Origin of the sequence: Citrobacter sp. RHBSTW-00524, from assembly GCF_013747755.1 — a bacterium.
In the GTDB taxonomy this organism is placed as follows: domain Bacteria; phylum Pseudomonadota; class Gammaproteobacteria; order Enterobacterales; family Enterobacteriaceae; genus Citrobacter; species Citrobacter braakii.
In genome coordinates this window covers 1,763,148-1,780,722 of record NZ_CP056421.1, presented here as the reverse complement: position 1 = coordinate 1,780,722, position 17,575 = coordinate 1,763,148, and the positions used below count along the sequence as shown (strand labels likewise).

19 protein-coding genes and 1 pseudogene are annotated in these 17,575 nt (G+C 53.9%); 2 read left to right on the top strand and 18 right to left on the bottom strand.

What is annotated here, in order from left to right; genetic code table 11:
• Positions 1-5: 5 nt before the first annotated feature.
• Entirely contained in the window at positions 6-1,157 is a 1,152-nt protein-coding gene (locus tag HV229_RS08465; protein ID WP_001254932.1) for an IS30-like element IS30 family transposase, read from the bottom strand.
• Positions 1,158-1,224: 67 nt separating this feature from the next.
• A pseudogene (locus tag HV229_RS08460) lies at positions 1,225-1,483 on the bottom strand (transposase); the annotation flags it as partial.
• 407 nt (positions 1,484-1,890) lie between these two features.
• Here HV229_RS08460 and narP point away from each other — a divergent pair.
• Positions 1,891-2,538 (top strand): nitrate/nitrite response regulator protein NarP, encoded by a 648-nt coding sequence (narP, locus tag HV229_RS08455; RefSeq protein ID WP_016153764.1) that lies wholly within the window; start codon positions 1,891-1,893, stop codon positions 2,536-2,538.
• Positions 2,539-2,597: 59 nt separating this feature from the next.
• Here the strand turns inward: narP and HV229_RS08450 are convergent, their stop codons facing one another.
• The 15 genes from HV229_RS08450 to napF form a co-directional block, all read right to left on the bottom strand.
• Positions 2,598-3,647: a cytochrome c-type biogenesis protein CcmH gene (locus HV229_RS08450; RefSeq protein ID WP_046275472.1), complete on the bottom strand. Its 1,050-nt coding sequence runs from the start codon at positions 3,645-3,647 to the stop codon at positions 2,598-2,600.
• Positions 3,644-4,201 carry a thiol:disulfide interchange protein DsbE gene (gene dsbE / locus HV229_RS08445; RefSeq protein ID WP_003834613.1) on the bottom strand — a complete coding sequence of 186 codons (558 nt, stop codon included), beginning with the start codon at positions 4,199-4,201 and terminating at the stop codon, positions 3,644-3,646. Before dsbE ends, HV229_RS08450 begins: the two co-directional genes overlap by 4 nt.
• Positions 4,198-6,153 (bottom strand): heme lyase CcmF/NrfE family subunit, encoded by a 1,956-nt coding sequence (locus HV229_RS08440; RefSeq protein ID WP_016153766.1) that lies wholly within the window; start codon positions 6,151-6,153, stop codon positions 4,198-4,200. Before HV229_RS08440 ends, dsbE begins: the two co-directional genes overlap by 4 nt.
• Positions 6,150-6,629 (bottom strand): cytochrome c maturation protein CcmE, encoded by a 480-nt coding sequence (gene ccmE, locus HV229_RS08435; protein WP_016153767.1) that lies wholly within the window; start codon positions 6,627-6,629, stop codon positions 6,150-6,152. Before ccmE ends, HV229_RS08440 begins: the two co-directional genes overlap by 4 nt.
• Positions 6,626-6,838, bottom strand: coding sequence for a heme exporter protein CcmD (gene ccmD / locus HV229_RS08430; RefSeq protein ID WP_016153768.1), 213 nt, complete (start codon positions 6,836-6,838; stop codon positions 6,626-6,628). The genes ccmE and ccmD overlap by 4 nt, the downstream gene beginning before the upstream one ends.
• Positions 6,835-7,572 carry a heme ABC transporter permease gene (locus HV229_RS08425; RefSeq protein ID WP_016153769.1) on the bottom strand — a complete coding sequence of 246 codons (738 nt, stop codon included), beginning with the start codon at positions 7,570-7,572 and terminating at the stop codon, positions 6,835-6,837. Before HV229_RS08425 ends, ccmD begins: the two co-directional genes overlap by 4 nt.
• Before the next feature lie 76 nt (positions 7,573-7,648).
• The gene (gene ccmB / locus HV229_RS08420) at positions 7,649-8,308 is read right to left on the bottom strand and encodes a heme exporter protein CcmB (RefSeq protein WP_003027542.1); all 660 of its coding nucleotides are present in this window, start codon (positions 8,306-8,308) and stop codon (positions 7,649-7,651) included.
• Positions 8,305-8,925, bottom strand: coding sequence for a cytochrome c biogenesis heme-transporting ATPase CcmA (gene ccmA, locus HV229_RS08415; protein ID WP_016153771.1), 621 nt, complete (start codon positions 8,923-8,925; stop codon positions 8,305-8,307). Before ccmA ends, ccmB begins: the two co-directional genes overlap by 4 nt.
• A gap of 20 nt (positions 8,926-8,945) precedes the next feature.
• A complete protein-coding gene (napC, locus tag HV229_RS08410) occupies positions 8,946-9,548 on the bottom strand; it encodes a cytochrome c-type protein NapC (protein ID WP_003027548.1) in 603 nt (200 codons plus the stop codon).
• Between the two features lie 9 nt (positions 9,549-9,557).
• Positions 9,558-10,007 carry a nitrate reductase cytochrome c-type subunit gene (gene napB / locus HV229_RS08405; RefSeq protein WP_016153772.1) on the bottom strand — a complete coding sequence of 150 codons (450 nt, stop codon included), beginning with the start codon at positions 10,005-10,007 and terminating at the stop codon, positions 9,558-9,560.
• Positions 10,004-10,867, bottom strand: a complete 864-nt coding sequence (gene napH, locus HV229_RS08400) for a quinol dehydrogenase ferredoxin subunit NapH (protein WP_019077252.1) — start codon at positions 10,865-10,867, stop codon at positions 10,004-10,006. The genes napB and napH overlap by 4 nt, the downstream gene beginning before the upstream one ends.
• A complete protein-coding gene (gene napG, locus HV229_RS08395) occupies positions 10,854-11,549 on the bottom strand; it encodes a ferredoxin-type protein NapG (RefSeq protein WP_016153774.1) in 696 nt (231 codons plus the stop codon). The genes napH and napG overlap by 14 nt, the downstream gene beginning before the upstream one ends.
• A gap of 6 nt (positions 11,550-11,555) precedes the next feature.
• Positions 11,556-14,042 (bottom strand): nitrate reductase catalytic subunit NapA, encoded by a 2,487-nt coding sequence (gene napA, locus HV229_RS08390; protein WP_016153775.1) that lies wholly within the window; start codon positions 14,040-14,042, stop codon positions 11,556-11,558.
• On the bottom strand, positions 14,039-14,302 hold the full coding sequence (gene napD, locus HV229_RS08385) for a chaperone NapD (RefSeq protein ID WP_016153776.1): 264 nt from the start codon (positions 14,300-14,302) through the stop codon (positions 14,039-14,041). Before napD ends, napA begins: the two co-directional genes overlap by 4 nt.
• Entirely contained in the window at positions 14,292-14,783 is a 492-nt protein-coding gene (napF, locus tag HV229_RS08380; RefSeq protein ID WP_016157008.1) for a ferredoxin-type protein NapF, read from the bottom strand. The genes napD and napF overlap by 11 nt, the downstream gene beginning before the upstream one ends.
• A 412-nt stretch (positions 14,784-15,195) precedes the next feature.
• Here napF and eco point away from each other — a divergent pair, with 412 nt between their 5' ends.
• Positions 15,196-15,693, top strand: coding sequence for a serine protease inhibitor ecotin (gene eco, locus HV229_RS08375; RefSeq protein WP_029139607.1), 498 nt, complete (start codon positions 15,196-15,198; stop codon positions 15,691-15,693).
• Positions 15,694-15,740: 47 nt separating this feature from the next.
• Here the strand turns inward: eco and mqo are convergent, their stop codons facing one another.
• The gene (mqo, locus tag HV229_RS08370) at positions 15,741-17,402 is read right to left on the bottom strand and encodes a malate dehydrogenase (quinone) (protein ID WP_016153779.1); all 1,662 of its coding nucleotides are present in this window, start codon (positions 17,400-17,402) and stop codon (positions 15,741-15,743) included.
• Positions 17,403-17,575: the final 173 nt, after the last annotated feature.

Below are 17,575 nucleotides of genomic sequence, written 5' to 3'. Positions count from 1 at the left end.
TAGATTCAATCTGTCAATGCAACACCCCTTTCAATTATCTCTTTCGGTGTTTTGAACTTCAGTGTCTTTCTCGGTCTGTTGTTTAGCTGAGCAGCAACCAGATCTAGTTCATGTTGAGTATATTGGGCAAGACATGTCTTTTTAGGAAAGTACTGCCGAATTAGCCCATTTGTGTTCTCATTTGTTCCCCGCTGCCAAGGACTCTGAGGATCGCAGAAGTAAACTTTAACGCCGGTGCTGACAGTAAATTCTAGATGTCTGGCCAGTTCCATTCCTCTGTCCCATGTCAGTGATTTTCTGAGTTCTGACGGTAAACTCAGGAATTTGTCGGTAAGAGCCTGATTTACTGAGACAGAATCTTTGCCCCTGAGTCTAAGGATGATCGTATAACGTGATTTTCGGTCTACAAGTGTGGCTATATGAGAGTTTTTTGTACCTGAGACTAAATCGCCCTCCCAATGCCCCAGAGAGCGTCTGTTATCGATATTTCGGGAACGTTCGTGAATTGGTGTTCCGTTCACTATGTTAATCGTACCTCTTTCGCCTTTGCGGGTATGACGCCTGCCATGGCGAAGGCTATGCGACCGTCGCAGATGCTGTATATTCAGGTGGTGTAGCGCTTCACGGCTACGAAAGTACAGCGTTTTATAAATTGTCTCAGGTGATATTCGCAGCGTTTTTTGACGTGGTTTTGTTCGCCTTAACCATCCTGATATTTGCTCTGGAGACCATTTCATCTCCAGCTTTTCCAGAACAAGCTTTCGCAATGGTAAATTTTGATCCAGTAAGCACGGTTTTGGCCTTTTCGCCATTCTGTTGGCTCGGTTATTAGCATCAACAGCTTTGTAATAGCGTCTGCCCCGATTACGCTGAACTTCACGTGAGATCGTCGAAGGACTGCGATTCAGCGCAGTAGCTATCGCACGAATGCTCATTTTGGCTGACAAACCAGCTCGTATCTCCTCGCGCTCAGACAGTGTCAGGTGAGCTACAGCCCGCTTACGCTCATGGGGTTTTATGCCGCCAGTATCCCTTAACATAGTGAAGATCGTTCCGGGTTTTGAACCCAGGATATTCGCTATTTCACTGAAGCCTGTTCCGTTCTTCCATAGTTCAAAAACAGAGGCTTTTTCCTCTGCTGTAAATGTTCGTCTCATTCAAAAAACCTCCGCAACCCCATGTTTTCACATAACTGTTGCGTTGACCAATTGAATCTACAATAGCCTTTTTTAATATTTCATTTTCCATTTCAATACGTTGTAGCTTTTTTTTTCAGTTCACGTATTTCGATTTGTTCCGGGGTTATTGGGGAGGCTTTTGGGATATTGCCCCGGCGTTCATCACGCACCTGTTTTACCCATCGTGTCATTGTGGAGAGCCCCACATCCATAGCACTGGCCGCATCAGCAACAGTGTAGTTTTGATCAACAACAAGTTGGGCTGATTCGCGTTTAAACTCTGCGCTGAAATTTCTTTTCTTCATTGAGGCACCTGTAATGTTCTGAGGTGAGGATATTACCTCTGTTCAGGTGGCCAAATTCAGTGTGCCACTACAAAGTGAACGGGCCCGTTCACTTTGTAGTGAGATGAATAATGCCGAGAGCCTGTGAAAATTCCATTTAAAAAGGTCCATGTAGAGACATGAACCCTTTTTACATCAACCACCGGATCGGTCAACCGATCCTTAAATGATCGGCATTAACCTTCATGGTTGGTTTTTTTATACCTGCGATTCCACGTTCCTTATTATTACCCCGGCCTTTAGCACAGGTTTTACTACTTACCCATGCACAAATTAGGGTAAAATTTACCCTCTCATCAGCGCGATGAAACTAGACGAGTGATGCGCTGAAAACAATAATGATACTAATAAAAACTCAGGAGAATAGTATGCCTGAAGCAACGCCTTTTCGGGTGCTGATTGTCGACGACCACCCACTAATGCGGCGAGGAATTAGTCAATTATTGCAACTGGATCCCGCATTTAACGTAGTCGCGGAAGCAGGTGACGGTGCCAGCGCTATCGATCTGGCTAACCGTCTGGACCTGGATGTGATCCTGCTGGATCTCAATATGAAAGGCATGAGCGGACTGGACACCCTGAATGCGCTGCGCCGGGATGGCGTCACCGCGCAAATTATTATTCTTACCGTCTCGGATGCCGCCAGCGATGTGTACGCCTTAATTGATGCCGGCGCGGATGGTTATTTACTCAAAGACAGCGATCCTGAAGTCTTGCTGGAGGCCATTCGCAGCGGCGCCAAAGGCGGTAAAGCTTTTAGCACACGCGTCAGCGAATATCTGCGCGAACGCGATCTGTTCGGCGCACAAGAAGATCCCTTCAGCATTCTCACCGAACGTGAACTGGATGTATTGCATGAACTGGCTCAGGGGCTGTCGAACAAACAGATTGCGTCAGTGCTGAATATTTCCGAACAGACTGTGAAAGTGCATATTCGCAACCTGCTGCGCAAACTCAATGTGCGCTCTCGCGTTGCTGCCACTATCCTGTTTTTACAAACGCGTGGAATGCAGTAATCCCTGAAGAGGCCGGATAGCCCCGATATGCGAAGCGCTATCGGGGCTATTCTGGATACTTATTTCTCCTGCGGCGTTAGCTGCTCCATCGCCTGCTTAATACTCCGTTCTATTACCGCCCGACGGGTATCGTTGGCAGGTAATAGTTTCAGCATCATCTCCCACGCCGCAACCGCCTCGCCGAAGCGCTGCTGTTCAAAGGCGTTGAAAGCGTACATGCTGAGAACTCGCACGTTGGCATGTTCGCCACGCACCAGTTGGCGTAACAGCTCCCCTCCCCGACGGTTATCATCAGGATCGGAAGAACGGGTCAGCGCTTCCGCATAGCCCAGCGCCGCATCGCTGTTTTTAGGATCCAGTCGATAGGCATTGGCATAGGCTTCAGTGGCCGTACTGGCGTTACCGAGAACCATGCCAATGCGTCCAAGCATGATCCAGCCTTCAACATTTGCGGGCTCGGCTTGTAAACGTGTGCGCAGCCCCAGCGCCAGACGCGCCATATCTTCTTCATTGAGCGGTTCCGCTTTCGGATCCAACGCCCGCTCCAGCAACGCCGGAGCCTGAGCAGTGGCCTGCTGCCAGACCTGAACCTGCTTATAGCTGCCGGTTTGGTAATAGCTTACTGCGCCAACCACCAGCGCCACCACGATACCAGGCACAAACAACCCGAATCCACCGCGCTTGCCATTCGGAATAACATCGTCAGGAAACTCTTCCTGTTTCACCCGAACGCGTCGGCGAGTACGGGCGAAAATAATCCAGCCCCCCAGACCAATCGCTACCACCGGCATCACCCACAGCAGCACGGTGAGCGGCGTTAACGGCGGATCGTACGTGACGAAGTTGCCGTAGCGCGCCACCATGTAATCGACAATTTCTTTCTGGCTTTTTCCTTCCTGCATCAGTTCGTACACTTTCTGACGCAGGTCGGTGGCAATCATCGAGTTAGAATCGGCAATGCTGTTGTTCTGGCATTTAGGACAACGCAGTTGTTCAGTAAGCTGGCGGAACTGCTGCTCCTGCGCTTCGTCCTTAAACTGCATCACGTCGATAGTCGCAAGCGCGGATCCCGAGATAACCAGCATTAGCAGGCCCAGTAAAAATCTCATTGCGCAGCCTCCTTACTGTACTTGTCCCATAACGGTTTGATCTCGCTCTCCCACACCCGGGCGTTCAGATCGCCGGCATGGCGATAGCGAATAATGCCTTTGCCGTCGATCAGGAACGTCTCCGGAGCACCGTACACGCCAAGATCCAGACCGAGCATACCGTCGCCGTCAAACAGACTTAATGAGTAAGGATTACCCAGCTCTTTCAGCCAGACAATGGCTTTCTGACGATCATCTTTATAGTTCAGACCCACTACCCGCACGCCTTGCGCAGACAGCTGATTCAGATACTGATGCTCGGCGCGACAGGTCGGGCACCAGGTCGCCCAGACGTTCAGCAATACCGGTTTGCCCTGCGTCAGCACATCGGCCTGATAGTGCTGACCCGGATTTTCCAGTGACTCCAGGCGGAATGTTGGAACAGGTTTGCCGATCAGCGCCGATTCCAGATTAGTGGGATCGTCCCCCTGAGCGTTACGCGCGAGCTGCCACAACAGCGCCGCCGCAATGATGAGAAAAATAATAAACGGAATTAACAGTGCGTTGCGCTTCATACAGCCTCCGACGCATTTTTTTGCACCGCGGCGCGAGGACGCGTCCGCTGGCGATAGCGTGGATCAAACAGGCAGAACAACCCGCCCAGCGCCATCAGCAATCCTCCGGCCCAAATCCAGCGAATAAACGGTTTGTAGTACAGGCGTACAGCCCATGCGCCATTATCCAGTTCTTCACCCAGCGCAGCGTACAGATCGCGCGTGAATCCACCGTCAATTGCCGCTTCGGTCATCATCGAACTGGTGCTGTTATAGAAGCGTTTTTCCGCATGCAGCGTGGCTTCCGGCTTACCGTCTCGGGTAACGCCAATAATGGCAACGCCGCCCCGGTAGTTTGGCCCGGTAATATCTTTCACTTCGCGGAAAGTGAACTGATAGTTATGGATACTAACGCTATCACCCGCTTTCATGCGCACATCGCGTTCAACGCTGTAGTTCTGGCTAAAGGCAATACCAACAATGGTAATCGCCAGCCCAACGTGACCCGATACCATGCCCCAGTAGCTTGGCGTCAGCTTTGTCCCACGGGAAATACGCAGGAACGCTTCGGACATCGCCAGTACGAATATCCAGCACGCCATCGCCAGCCCCACCACTGTCATGGCGGCAATGCGATCCTCAAGCAGCCACGGCAGCAGCAGCGACAGAACAAGGGTGGTGACAAACGCGATAAGCAATAACGTTTTCAGTTTACGCGGTCGGTCACGGCCCCAGCGCACTAATGGCCCAATCCCCAACAACAGTGCGAACGGCGCCATCAGCCAGGTGAACATGGTGTTGAAAAACGGCTCGCCAATCGAAATGCTGCCCAGTCCCAGCTGTTTGTGCACCAGCGGCAGCAGCGTGCCCAGTAGCACCACCAGCATGGCGGCAATCAGCAGGACGTTATTCCCCAGCAGCAGCGATTCACGCGACCACAGCGCGTTGTTTACCCGTGAGCGAACCTTGTGACCGCGCACCGCAAACAGCAGCAGGGAGCCGCCAATTACCAGCACCATAAAGGCCAGAATAAACATCCCGCGCGACGGATCGGAGGCGAAAGCATGCACCGACACCAGTACGCCGGAGCGCACCAGGAAAGTACCTAACAGACAAAGTGAGAATGCGCAGATTGACAGCAACAGCGTCCAGGCTTTAAAGCTGGCGCGCTGTTCGGTTACCGACAACGAGTGCATCAGCGCCGTTCCCACCAGCCATGGCATAAACGAGGCGTTTTCAACCGGATCCCAGAACCACCAGCCGCCCCAGCCCAGCTCGTAATAGGCCCAGGCCGAACCGAGCACAATGCCCAGCGTCAGAAACACCCACGCGGCCAGCGTCCACGGACGCGAAAAACGGGCGAATGTGCTGTCCAGTCGTCCACTCATCAGCGCAGCAATCGCAAACGCAAAAGCGACCGAGAAGCCGACATACCCCATGTACAGCAGCGGCGGATGGAAAATCAGCCCCGGATCCTGCAACAGCGGGTTCAGGTCACGTCCTTCAATCGGGAAGTTCGGCAACGTGCGGGCAAACGGGTTGGAGGTAAACAGAATAAATAGCAGGAAACCGACGCTGACCATTCCCATGACCGCCAGCACGCGGGCGACGATATCCAGCGGCATGCGCTGGCTGAACGCCGCAACGGCGAACGTCCAGCCGCTCATCAGCAGCACCCACAGCAGCAACGAGCCTTCATGCGCCCCCCACGTCGCCGCCACCCGATACCAGACCGGAAGCTGGGTATTGGAGTTGCTGGCGACGTAGGTCACGGTAAAGTCATTAACCACGAAGGCGTTGACCAGAATCAGGAACGCCCCCATCACACAGATAAACAGTACCCAGGCAAAGGGACGCGCGGAGGCCATCATCCGCACGTCGCCGCGCGCTACGCCCCACAGCGGATAGACCGACAGCAGTAATGCAACGCCAAGCGCAAGGCACAACAGCGCATTGCCAATTTCAGGCATCATGACGTTTTATCCTTATAAACACTTTCCGGGCGACGGTGGTTTTCCTGCATCGCTTTTTCGACTTCCGGCGGGGTGTAATTTTCATCATGTTTAGCAAGCACTTCTTTGGCCTGCACATGATTTCCCCCGTCCAGTTCGCCCTGAACGACGACGCCCTGCCCTTCGCGGAACAGATCCGGCAGAATGCCTTCATAGGTGACATCCACCACACCTTCGGCATCATAGATGCTGAAATTCACCTTCAGCGACTGCGGATCGCGCTTTACGCTGCCAGGCATAACCATACCGCCCACGCGCAGGCGCTGGCCGACTTCAGGCATTTGCTGCGTTTCGCGCTTACCGTAGAGTATCTCTCCCGGCGTATAGAACAGATCGATATTGGAACGCAGCGCGTAGAGCACCAGCGAAATGGTCAAAGCCAGACCTGCCAGGACCGCGCAGGCTATCCATAACCGATTTTTACGTCGAATATTCACGCCGCCTCCCGTTGCACTTGCGCCGCACGCATGCGCGCTTCTCTCGCCCGCTGCTGCGCGACACCGCGTAAGATTGCACGATGCTGTAACGCAGAATGCAGCACCAGCGCCACCAGCGGGACAATGCTCATCGCCACAGCCAGCCAGACATACAAGGCGTAACCGCCCATCGCGAAAAAATCACTCCATGATGCAAATGCAGGGGTCATTGGCGGCCTCTTTTTAAGATCAGTTCGCTCACCCACGGGCGGCGTTTTTCCATCATCAAAATCAGGTTACGCATGCGCATCAGCGCCAGCGTGACAAACAGTAACAGGTAGCCGACGATCGCCAGACGCAGCGGCGCGCGCATTGCCGGATCGATACTCTGCTGCATACGGGTCGACCCCTGATGCAGCGTATTCCACCACTCGACCGAGTAGTGAATAATCGGTAAGTTGACCACGCCAATCAGCACCAGAATGCCGGCAGCGCGACCAGCCAGACGGCGGTCGTCAAAGGCATGCCACAGCGCAATGGCGCCAACGTAGAGAAACAGCAGCACCAGTTCAGAGGTGAGTCGGGCATCCCAGACCCACCAGGTACCCCACATCGGTTTGCCCCATGCAGAGCCCGTCACCAGCGCAATAAAGGTAAACACGGCACCAATGGGCGCCATCGCGGCCAGCGCCAGATTGGCCATTTTCATCTGCCAGACCAGGCCAATAAACGCGGCAACGGCCATCGATGCATAAATACCCATCGACCAGATTGCCGCCGGAACGTGCAGATAAATAATGCGATAGCTCTGCCCCTGCTGATAATCCGCAGGCGCGAAGCCAAAGCCCCAGATCAACCCGGTTATCAGTACCACCGCGCTGGCAATCGCCAGCCACGGGATAAACCAGCCGCAGATCTGATAGAGCCGAGGAGGCATCGCCAATTGATGAAGTGTTTTCCACATAGTTCAGTCACCAGACTCCGTAAATTAATATCCATTGTGCCGGAGCACCTTGCCCGGCCTGCATATCTCAACTGCGCTACTGCACGCTGATCCGTAACGCCGCAGCTGTGGCAAACGGGCTTAGCGTGGCGCTGCCGACCAGCAACGCGCCCAGAATCGCCATGTACCCTTCAACCGGTAAGTGCATGGAAGCCGCATCCATCGCCGCGGTCGCAAAAATCAGTAAGGGTATGGTGAGCGGAAGTACCAGCACGCTTAACAGCACGCCGCCGCGCTTTAAGCCCACCGTCAACCCCACGCCCGGCGCGCCGAGGAAGCCCAGCGTCGGCGTCCCGAGTAACAAGGTCAGCGCCATAATTTTCCAGCCGTACATATCCATGCCCAGCAGCAACGCCACCAGCGGCGAGAGGATCAGCAGCGGCAGGCCGGTCACGACCCAGTGCGCCATCACTTTCGCCAGCACCACTGCCGGCAGCGGCAGCGGCAGCAGCATCAGTTGCTCAAGGCTGCCGTCCTGCAGATCATCACGAAACAGGCGCTCCAGCGCCAGCAACGACGCCAGCAGCGCCGCAACCCAGATGATGCCCGGTGCAATACGCGCCAGCAGTTGCGGCTCCGGCCCAATGCTCAGCGGGAACAGCGTAATAACAATCAGGAAGAACCATAAAGGATTGGCGATTTCCGCACTATGACGAAACGCAACTCGTAGTTCTAAACGGAAGATTCGCCACATCATTGCGTTGCCCTCTCGCTGGTCAGCGCAATACGTCGCACTTTATCGGTCTCTACATTGAGCGGTTGGTGGGTGGTGAGAATAACAATACCGCCCTGCTCCGTATGCTGCGCCATACGCTGAGTCAGTCGCTCAACGCCGTTCACATCAATGGCGGTAAAGGGTTCGTCGAGGATCCACAGCCGGGCGCGGGTCAGCCACAAACGGGCCAGCGCCACGCGCCGCTGTTGTCCGGCGGAGAGTTGATTCACCGGGATATCTTCATATCCGGCAAGCCCCGCCTGCGCCAGCGCAGCCAGACACTGTGCGACGTCGCCGTCATGGTGAAAGAAACGCAGGTTTTCCAACGCCGAAAGCCGGGTTTTTATCCCCGGCTGATGTCCGATCCACAGCAGTTGTTGATGGTAGCTGTCCCGCACGTGATGCAACGGTTGCTCTTGCCAGCAAACCTCCCCTGCGTCGGGACGCGCCAGCCCGGTAAGTAACCGCAGCAAAGTGGTTTTCCCTGCGCCGTTGCTGCCGGTAATTTGTACCCATTCCCCTGCGTTGACGCGAAATGACAAATCGCTGAACAGTATTCTGTCATCCCGCTCGCAAAGTAATTCTCTGGCTTCAAGCATACCTGGTTATCTACATCCTGTTAAAATCCCGGTTTGACTTCGCGCATATCAGGCAGTTTGTGCGCTATCCCTTTATGACAGTCAATACAGGTTTGCCCGTCTTTCACGGCCTGGTCGTGCATTTTGGCCGCAACGCCTTTCTGGGCGGTTAAATCCATAAACTCGAAGTTGTGACAGTTTCGACACTCTTGCGAATTGTTATCTTTCATACGCCGCCACTCATTTTGCGCCATCGTTAAACGATGGTCTTCAAATTTCTGCGGTGTATCTATCAACCCCAGTGCTTTCGCGTACAGCTCTTTACTGGCCTTGATCTTACGAATCATTTTCGGACCCCACTCATGTGGGACGTGACAATCAGGGCAAGTCGCTCGCACACCACTACGGTTGTTGTAGTGTACGGTTTCCATGTATTCCTGGTACACCGTATTGCGCATTTCGTGACAGCTAATGCAGAACTCTTCTGTATTGGCCTTTTCCATACCGGTATTAAAGCCGCCCCAGAAAATAATGCCGCCCACAAAGCCGATTAACAACAGCGTGCCGAGCGCCAGACGGCTGGGGCGACGCCACCATTGCCAGACGCGCTTAATCCAGCCTGGTTTACGGTTAGAATTTTCCATAATGACCTCTTATTTCCCGTAACCTTTCGAGGGGGTGAAGGTATTTTCAACAATCGGCGCGGCGTCAGCCTGCGGCACGTGACATTGCAGGCAGAAATAACGACGCGGCGCGACTTCAGCCAATACCTTACCGTCGCTGTCCATAAAGTGCGTCGGACTGATGCGCGGCGCACCGGTGGTGCGATAGCTTTCCACACCGTGACATTGCAGGCAGCGGTTAGTATTAGTCGTCACCTGATACCCTTCAACGCTGTGCGGAACCATCGGCGGCTGATTCACATAGTTCAGCGGCATACGCACTTGCTCTTTCGGCATGCGAATCGCCCCTTCTTGTGTCCCTGAGACTTCTGGTGACTGACTCAGATCCACTCCGTTTGCAGCCCAAACGGCCCCACTGACTACCAGGGCCAGCGCAGCCGTCCATTGACTCAGCGCTTTAATCAGGTCATGGCTTTTCATGATTTCGCTCCCGAACTCCATCGTGTTGTTATTGTAAAAACATCCTCAGAACAGACATCCACACAGCGACCGCAGGCCATGCAATCGCGGCTGGTTACCTGCACCGGACTTTGCTCATCCAGCACCGGCGCACGTAGCACATGCGGTTCCGGGCAAACATGAAAACAATCCATACAGCGGTTACATCTGTTACGTTCTTTTGCCGAAACGGTTAATGCACCTTTACTCCCCACCACGCTATACAGCGCACCCAGTGGGCAAAGATGCCCGCACCAGCCATGCTCAACGACCAGTAGATCAAATAAAAACAGCGCGAGGATCAGCAGCGCCCCGCTGCCAAATCCCATGACCAGGCTCCGTCCGAGCAGAGAGACTGGATTTATCCACTCCCACAGCAGCGTACCGGTCAGCGCGGAACCGACCAGGATAACCACCAGCAGGACGTACCGTATATGGCGCGGCAGGGTTGCAGACTGATTCAGGTCAAACCTTCTGCGCAACCAACTGGCTAAATCGGTGACAGGGTTCATGGGACAAACCCAACTGCAAAACAGTCGCTTACCCGCCAGGGCATACAGCACCGTGATGATGACCGCCCCCGTTAACGCAACCGTCGCCGGCAGGTGTCCGCTGGCCAGGCTTTGCAGGGTAATCAGCGGATCGGTGAACGGGATGGAGTCCAGCAACAGGCTGCTACTGTAATTGCCATGCAGGATCCAGACGCCAAGCCACGGGCCGCTAAGGAACATCGCCAGTATCAGAAACTGGCTCAGACGACGCAGCACCAGCCAGCGATGACTCTTCCACCATCCTTTTTTTGCCTGCGCTTCACGCCCGGCGTCACGTTTACGATTTGCCATTGTTCCCCTCCAGCCAACCGAAGCGGTAATGGTGTCCTAACTCCCCTTTCGCCAGCGACAGGGGCAGCACTTTTATTGCTGGCTGCTCCAGGACGCACACTTTTTCGCATTTCCCGCAGCCGGTACAGGCGTCGCTGTGTACGGTCGGAATAAACCGCGCATGCTTGCCGGTACGCATGTTGCGGTCCAGCTCCAGGGTGATAGCCTCATCGATTTTCGGGCATTCGCGATAGCAAACGTCGCAGCGTAATCCCTGATAGTTGAGGCAGTTTTCGTGATCCAGCAGTACCGCCAGCCCCATGCGTGAATCGTCAATAGATTCAATGTCCCTGTCCAACGCACCGCTGGGGCAAACTTTGGCGCACGGAATGTCTTCACACATTTCGCAGGGAATATCACGCGCGACAAAATACGGCGTACCAGCAGCCAGCCCTGAGGCAAGCGTCGCCAGCTTCAGCGTGTCATACGGGCAGGCCTGAACGCACTGACCACAGCGCACGCAGGCACTGGCGAATGCCTCCTCGCTCAGTGCGCCTGGCGGGCGCAGCCGCACGCCGGTTGCACGTGCGGTTTGCTGTTGCAACCCCAGCGCCACGCCAACGACGGCCAATCCGCCCGCTGCGCGAACCATATCGCGCAGAAAGCGGCGGCGGCCATTTTGGGGTTTTGCTGACCGGGACATAACGCGTTACACCTTCGCCAGTTTCACAGCGCACTTCTTGAAATCCGTCTCTTTGGAGAGCGGATCCGTCGCATCCAGCGTCAGGTTGTTCACCAGCTGTGCGGCGTCGAAGAACGGCATGTAGACCAGCCCCTGCGGTGGGCGGTTACGCCCGCGCGTTTCAACTATCGAGATAACTTCACCACGACGGGAAACCACTTTGACTTTGTCGCCACGGCGCAGATCGCGTGCTTTTGCATCCAGCGGATGGATAAACAACACAGCTTCCGGGAAAGCACGGTGCAGCTCAGGTACGCGACGCGTCATACTGCCGGTATGCCAGTGTTCCAGCACACGTCCGGTAGACAGCCACAGGTCGTACTCTTTATCCGGCGCTTCTGCGGCAGGTTCAAATGGCAGCGCGAAGATGACCGCTTTGCCGTCCGGCTTACCGTAGAACTTGTAGCTTTCACCCGCTTTCACGTAAGGGTCGTTGCCTTCGCTGTAGCGCCACTGGGTCTCTTTGCCCTCAACGACCGGCCAGCGTAAACCGCGCGCTTTGTGGTAATCGTCAAATGGCGCAAGGTCATGCCCGTGACCGCGGCCAAACCAGGCGTACTCTTCGAACAGCCCTTTTTGCAGATAGAAACCCAGCTCGCGGGATTCATCGTTCAGCTGATCTTCAGCCAGTTCAGCCACCGGGAATTTCGTCACTGCAGGCGTGGCAAACAGTACGTCATACAGCGTTTTTCCGCGCAGTTCCGGTTTCTGTGCCAACAGCGCTTCCGGCCACACTTCTTCTGTTTTGAAGCGACGAGAGAACTGCACCAGTTGCCACAGATCCGATTTCGATTCACCCGGCGCTTTAATCTGCTGACGCCAGAACTGTGTACGACGTTCCGCGTTACCGTAAGCACCTTCTTTCTCTACCCACATCGCGGTCGGCAGGATCAGGTCGGCCGACAGAGCGCTGACCGTCGGGTACGGATCGGAGACGATGATGAAGTTGCGCGGATCGCGCCAGCCCGGCATACGCTCTTCGTTGATGTTCGGACCGGCCTGCATGTTGTTGGTACACATCGCCCAGTAGACATTGAGCTTGCCATCTTTCAGCGCACGGTCTTGCGCCACGGCATGCAGACCGATTTTTGCCGGAATGGTCCCCGCCGGAATATTCCAGTGCTTCTCGCAGATATCGCGGTGTTTTTCGTTCGTAACCACCATGTCCGCAGGCAGACGGTGGGAGAACGTACCGACTTCACGCGCGGTACCGCAGGCGGAAGGCTGACCGGTCAAAGAGAACGGACCGCAGCCTGGCTGGGAGATTTTACCGGTCAACAGGTGCAGGTTATAGACCAGGTTGTTGGCCCACACGCCGCGGGTATGCTGGTTGAAGCCCATCGTCCAGTAGGAGATGACTTTTTTCTTCGGATCGGCATACAGCTGCGCCAGCTGTTCCAGCTGATCTTTCGGTACGCCGGTCATTTCGGCGGTTTTATCCAGCGTGTACTCGGCAACAAAGGCTTTGTAATCCTCAAAGCTCATCGGCTCAGAGGCATCGGATCCCGGGTTTTTCGCCGCTTTTTCCAGCGGGTGGGTTGGACGCAGACCGTAGCCGATGTCCGTCACGCCTTTACGCAGATTAACGTGCTTGCTAAAGAAATCCTGGTTGATCGCATTGTTTTGAATGATGTAGTTAGCGATGTAGTTGAGGATCACCAGATCGGTTTGCGGCGTGAAGACCATGCCGTTATCCGCCAGCTCAAAGCTGCGGTGCTGGAAGGTGGAGAGCACCGCGACATTAACATTGGGATCAGACAGACGACGGTTGGTGATGCGCGACCACAGGATCGGGTGCATCTCCGCCATATTCGCGCCCCACAGGACGAAAGCATCTGCATGCTCGATATCGTCATAGCAGCCCATCGGTTCATCCATACCGAAGGTACGCATAAAGCCGACTACCGCTGACGCCATGCAGTGACGCGCGTTCGGGTCGATGTTATTCGAACGGAAACCCGCTTTAAACAATTTGGCAGCGGCATAACCTTCCCAAATCGTCCACTGACCCGAGCCGAACATACCGATAGACTCCGGGCCTTTCTCTTTCAGGGACGTTTTGAATTTCTCTTCCATCACGTCAAAGGCCTGGTCCCAGCTAATCGGGGTGAACTCGCCTTCTTTGTGATACTTACCGTCCTTCATGCGCAGCATCGGCTGCGTTAAACGGTCTTTTCCGTACATGATTTTCGGCAGGAAGTAACCTTTGATGCAGTTAAGCCCACGGTTAACCGGCGCATCCGGATCGCCCTGGCATGCCACAACACGCCCTTGCTGCGTCCCGACCAATACGCCACAGCCCGTCCCGCAAAAACGGCACGGGGCTTTGTCCCATTTGATGGCTTCTTGCTGACCGACTACCGCACGGGCTACGCCCGGCACGCTTAACCCGGCAGCCGCCGCAGCGGCCGCAACGGCGTTAGCTTTCATAAAGCTACGACGACTGAGTTTCATGGTGTTTCCTCACCTTGCTCATCCTGCTGGTGATAAACCAGCGACACCGCCAGCACGCCCGCAACGTTGCGCACTGACTCAATAGTTTTCATTAACGTTTCGCTGTGCTCAGCTTCCACCACCACGATCAGTTGACCGCTTTCCACATCGCTGAGTGCAACTTCGCAACCTGGGAACGAACGCAACTGCGTGGCGATATCATTGATATGCTGACTTTTGGCCTGAACGACCAGGCTGCAGACCTGCCAGTTATTGTCCATGGTTGTACTCCGCGTTAATGGCTGATACCGGGCAGATAGCGACACATGCGCCACATCCGTTACAGTCCTGATTGTCGAGCTGCGGCTGATAAATGCCGGACAGCGTGGGACGAAAGGTTATAGCCATGGGTTCACAGCTATCCTGACAGCGATGACATTCAACGGACTGATGTGCGAGACAGTTTTCCCCAATCGTAAAATTCAGATCCCATGCCCTGGTGTGGCGCGGAAGAAAAAGGGATTCAGAACAGGCCTCTGCGCAGGCATAGCAAAAGCTACACTCGCCGTGTTTGAAATTTACGCTCGGATAACCGCCCTGGCCTCGCTGCAGGATGTCGGTTTCACACGCCTGGATGCAGGCGTCACAACGAAGGCAATGGGCCAGAAAGTGAGAGTCTTCCTTGCTCCAGGGCGGACGGATCCCTGAGTTGGCGTTTCGCCAACTGCCTGTCAACATGCCTCGACGGGATAAATCAACCATGACATTGTCCTTCCATAATGACGCCCTTCCCTGGGGGTTGAACGACATAAAAAACTGCACTATTTATGAGTAGTTATTTTTAGTCGTAAGATATTTCAGGATGTGTTAGAGGTGCATACCCCAATCGGGGTAAATGCTGTTGCCGGATCAAAGGAGTGTTGAGTTGGCGGGAAAAAATGCGCTTTTGCTCACATTTCAATGAGTTATATAACACTGTATATAACGAACATCTCAAAAAGAGAATGATTTTATAATTAAGATTATTCTTAGAATATATCGCTAGTCTGAAAGCAGACCTCTACCAAATACACTTAAAATATAAGTAAATCCAGATTAATCGATTATGTAAATATGTTAACCTGCCCCAGACTCGTTCATAAGACAGAAGAAAGGAAACACTGTGAACAATAAGATGAAAACAATTGTCCCTGCCGTACTTTTCGCCGCCTTTGCCAGCGCCTCTGCATGGGCTGCCAGTAACGATGCCGGCGCTCAGCCGCTGGAAAAAGTCGCCCCTTATCCTAAGGCGGAAAAGGGTATGAAGCGCCAGGTTATCCAGCTTACTCCTGAGAAAGATGAATCTACTCTGAAAGTAGAACTGCTAATCGGACAAACGCTGGAAGTTGACTGCAACCAACACCGCCTGGGCGGAGAACTGGACAGCAAAACGCTGGAAGGTTGGGGATATGACTACTATGTCTTCGACAAAGTGACGTCTCCGGTTTCAACCATGATGGCCTGCCCGGACGGTAAGAAAGAGAAGAAATTTATTACCGCGTATCTGGGTGATGACGGCATGCTGCGCTACAACAGCAAGTTACCGATTGTGGTCTATACGCCGGAGAACGTGGAAGTGAAATACCGTATCTGGAAAGCGGAAGAGAAGATTCAGGACGCAGTCGCGCGATAAGTAAGAATGTGCCGGAGGGCGGCGTACCGCCTTATCCGGCATTTTATTTACAGTGCGATATCCGCTACAGCTTTCTGCTCAGGCTGCGGTTGCGCCTGAGGTTTCAGCTGAGGTTTCGGCGCTTCATCAGCAGCCTGCGGCTTGTCATATTTCAGCCCCAGAACATCACTGGTGTATTGCAGCTCTTGTTCCGTAGCCTCAACGTTACCGTTCAGCTTGGTACCATAAGACGGAATAATGGTTTTCAGTTTCGCCTGCCATTCAGGGCTGGCCACTTTATCTTTAAACACTTTTTCCATCAGATGCAGCATAATCGGCGCCGCGGTTGATGCCCCCGGAGAAGCGCCCAGCAGCGCGGCAATGGTGCCCTCTTTATCGCTGACGACTTCGGTACCCAGACGCAGCACACCGCCCTTCTCCGCATCACTTTTAATGATCTGCACACGCTGGCCCGCCTGCCATAAACGCCAGTCTTCTTTTTTCGCCTGCGGATAGTACTCTTGCAGCGCGGCAAAACGGTCGTCATCGCTGAGCATCACCTGGCTTACCAGATATTTCACCAGATCGAAGTTATCCAGACCCACGTTGACCATCGGCATAAAGTTCGAGGTGGTGGTCGAGCTGAGCAGATCCCACAATGAACCGTTTTTCAGGAACTTGGTGGAGAATGTCGCGAATGGCCCAAACAGCACGACGCGCTTGCCATCAAGGATACGGGTATCGATGTGCGGCACGGACATCGGCGGCGCGCCAACGGAGGCCTGGCCGTACACTTTCGCCAGGTGGCGATTCACCACGTCCGGATTATCCGCAACCAGGAACTGCCCGCCAACCGGGAATCCGGCATAACCTTTCGCTTCCGGAATGTCGGTTTCCTGCAACAGCTTCAGCGCAGCGCCACCGGCACCGATAAAGACAAACTTCGCCTTGATATCGTGTTCCGCTTCGTTATTTTTCAGATCGGCGACCGTGACGGTCCAGCTATTGTCGGCATTGCGTTTAAAGCCACGCACTTCGGTACTCAGCTGCAGCGCAAAGTTGGGCTTTTTCTGCAACGAGGCAATCAGCTGGCGCGTGATTTCGCCGTAGTTTACGTCAGTACCAATCTCGGTACGCGTTGCCGCGACTTTCTGCTTCGGATCGCGGCCTTCCATGACCAGCGGCGCCCACTCTTTAATCTGCGCGTGATCTTCGGAATAACGCATGCCACGGAATAACGTGCTCTGCTGCAGTGCGGTGTAACGGGCACGCAGGAAGTTCACGTTCTCGTCACCCCAGACAAAACTCATGTGCGGAACGGTGGTGATAAATGAGCGTGGTTCATGCATTACGCCATTATTGACCTGATAGGCCCAAAACTGGCGGGAGATCTGGAAGGCTTCGTTGATTTCGACTGCCTTTTCAATGCTGATGCTACCGTCGGCCTTTTTAGGCGTGTAGTTCAGCTCCATCAGTGCGGAGTGGCCTGTTCCGGCGTTATTCCAGCCGTTTGAACTTTCCTGCGCTACACCATCCAGTCGCTCAACCATGGTCATTGACCATTGCGGTTCCAGCTCCTGTAAATAGGTTCCCAGCGTGGCGCTCATGATGCCGCCGCCAATCAACAGTACATCCGTTTCCTGCTCTTCCGCCGCTTTCGCTTTTGCCGCCATCGAGACAACATTCAGCCCAACGGCCATGGTGAAGAGCATGGCAGTCACTTTTTTCATAATGTTAATGCCTTACTTTTAGTATCGCTTTTTTGCTTTTAATGCAGGTGAAAATCGAGCGGTATCAACGGTAACACTTAAGTAAAAATATTTAAATATTGTTTATAAATTATATTTAATTTTTAAAAATGTTATTAATACGTTGATAGTTTATACGGTTATTGACAATCATT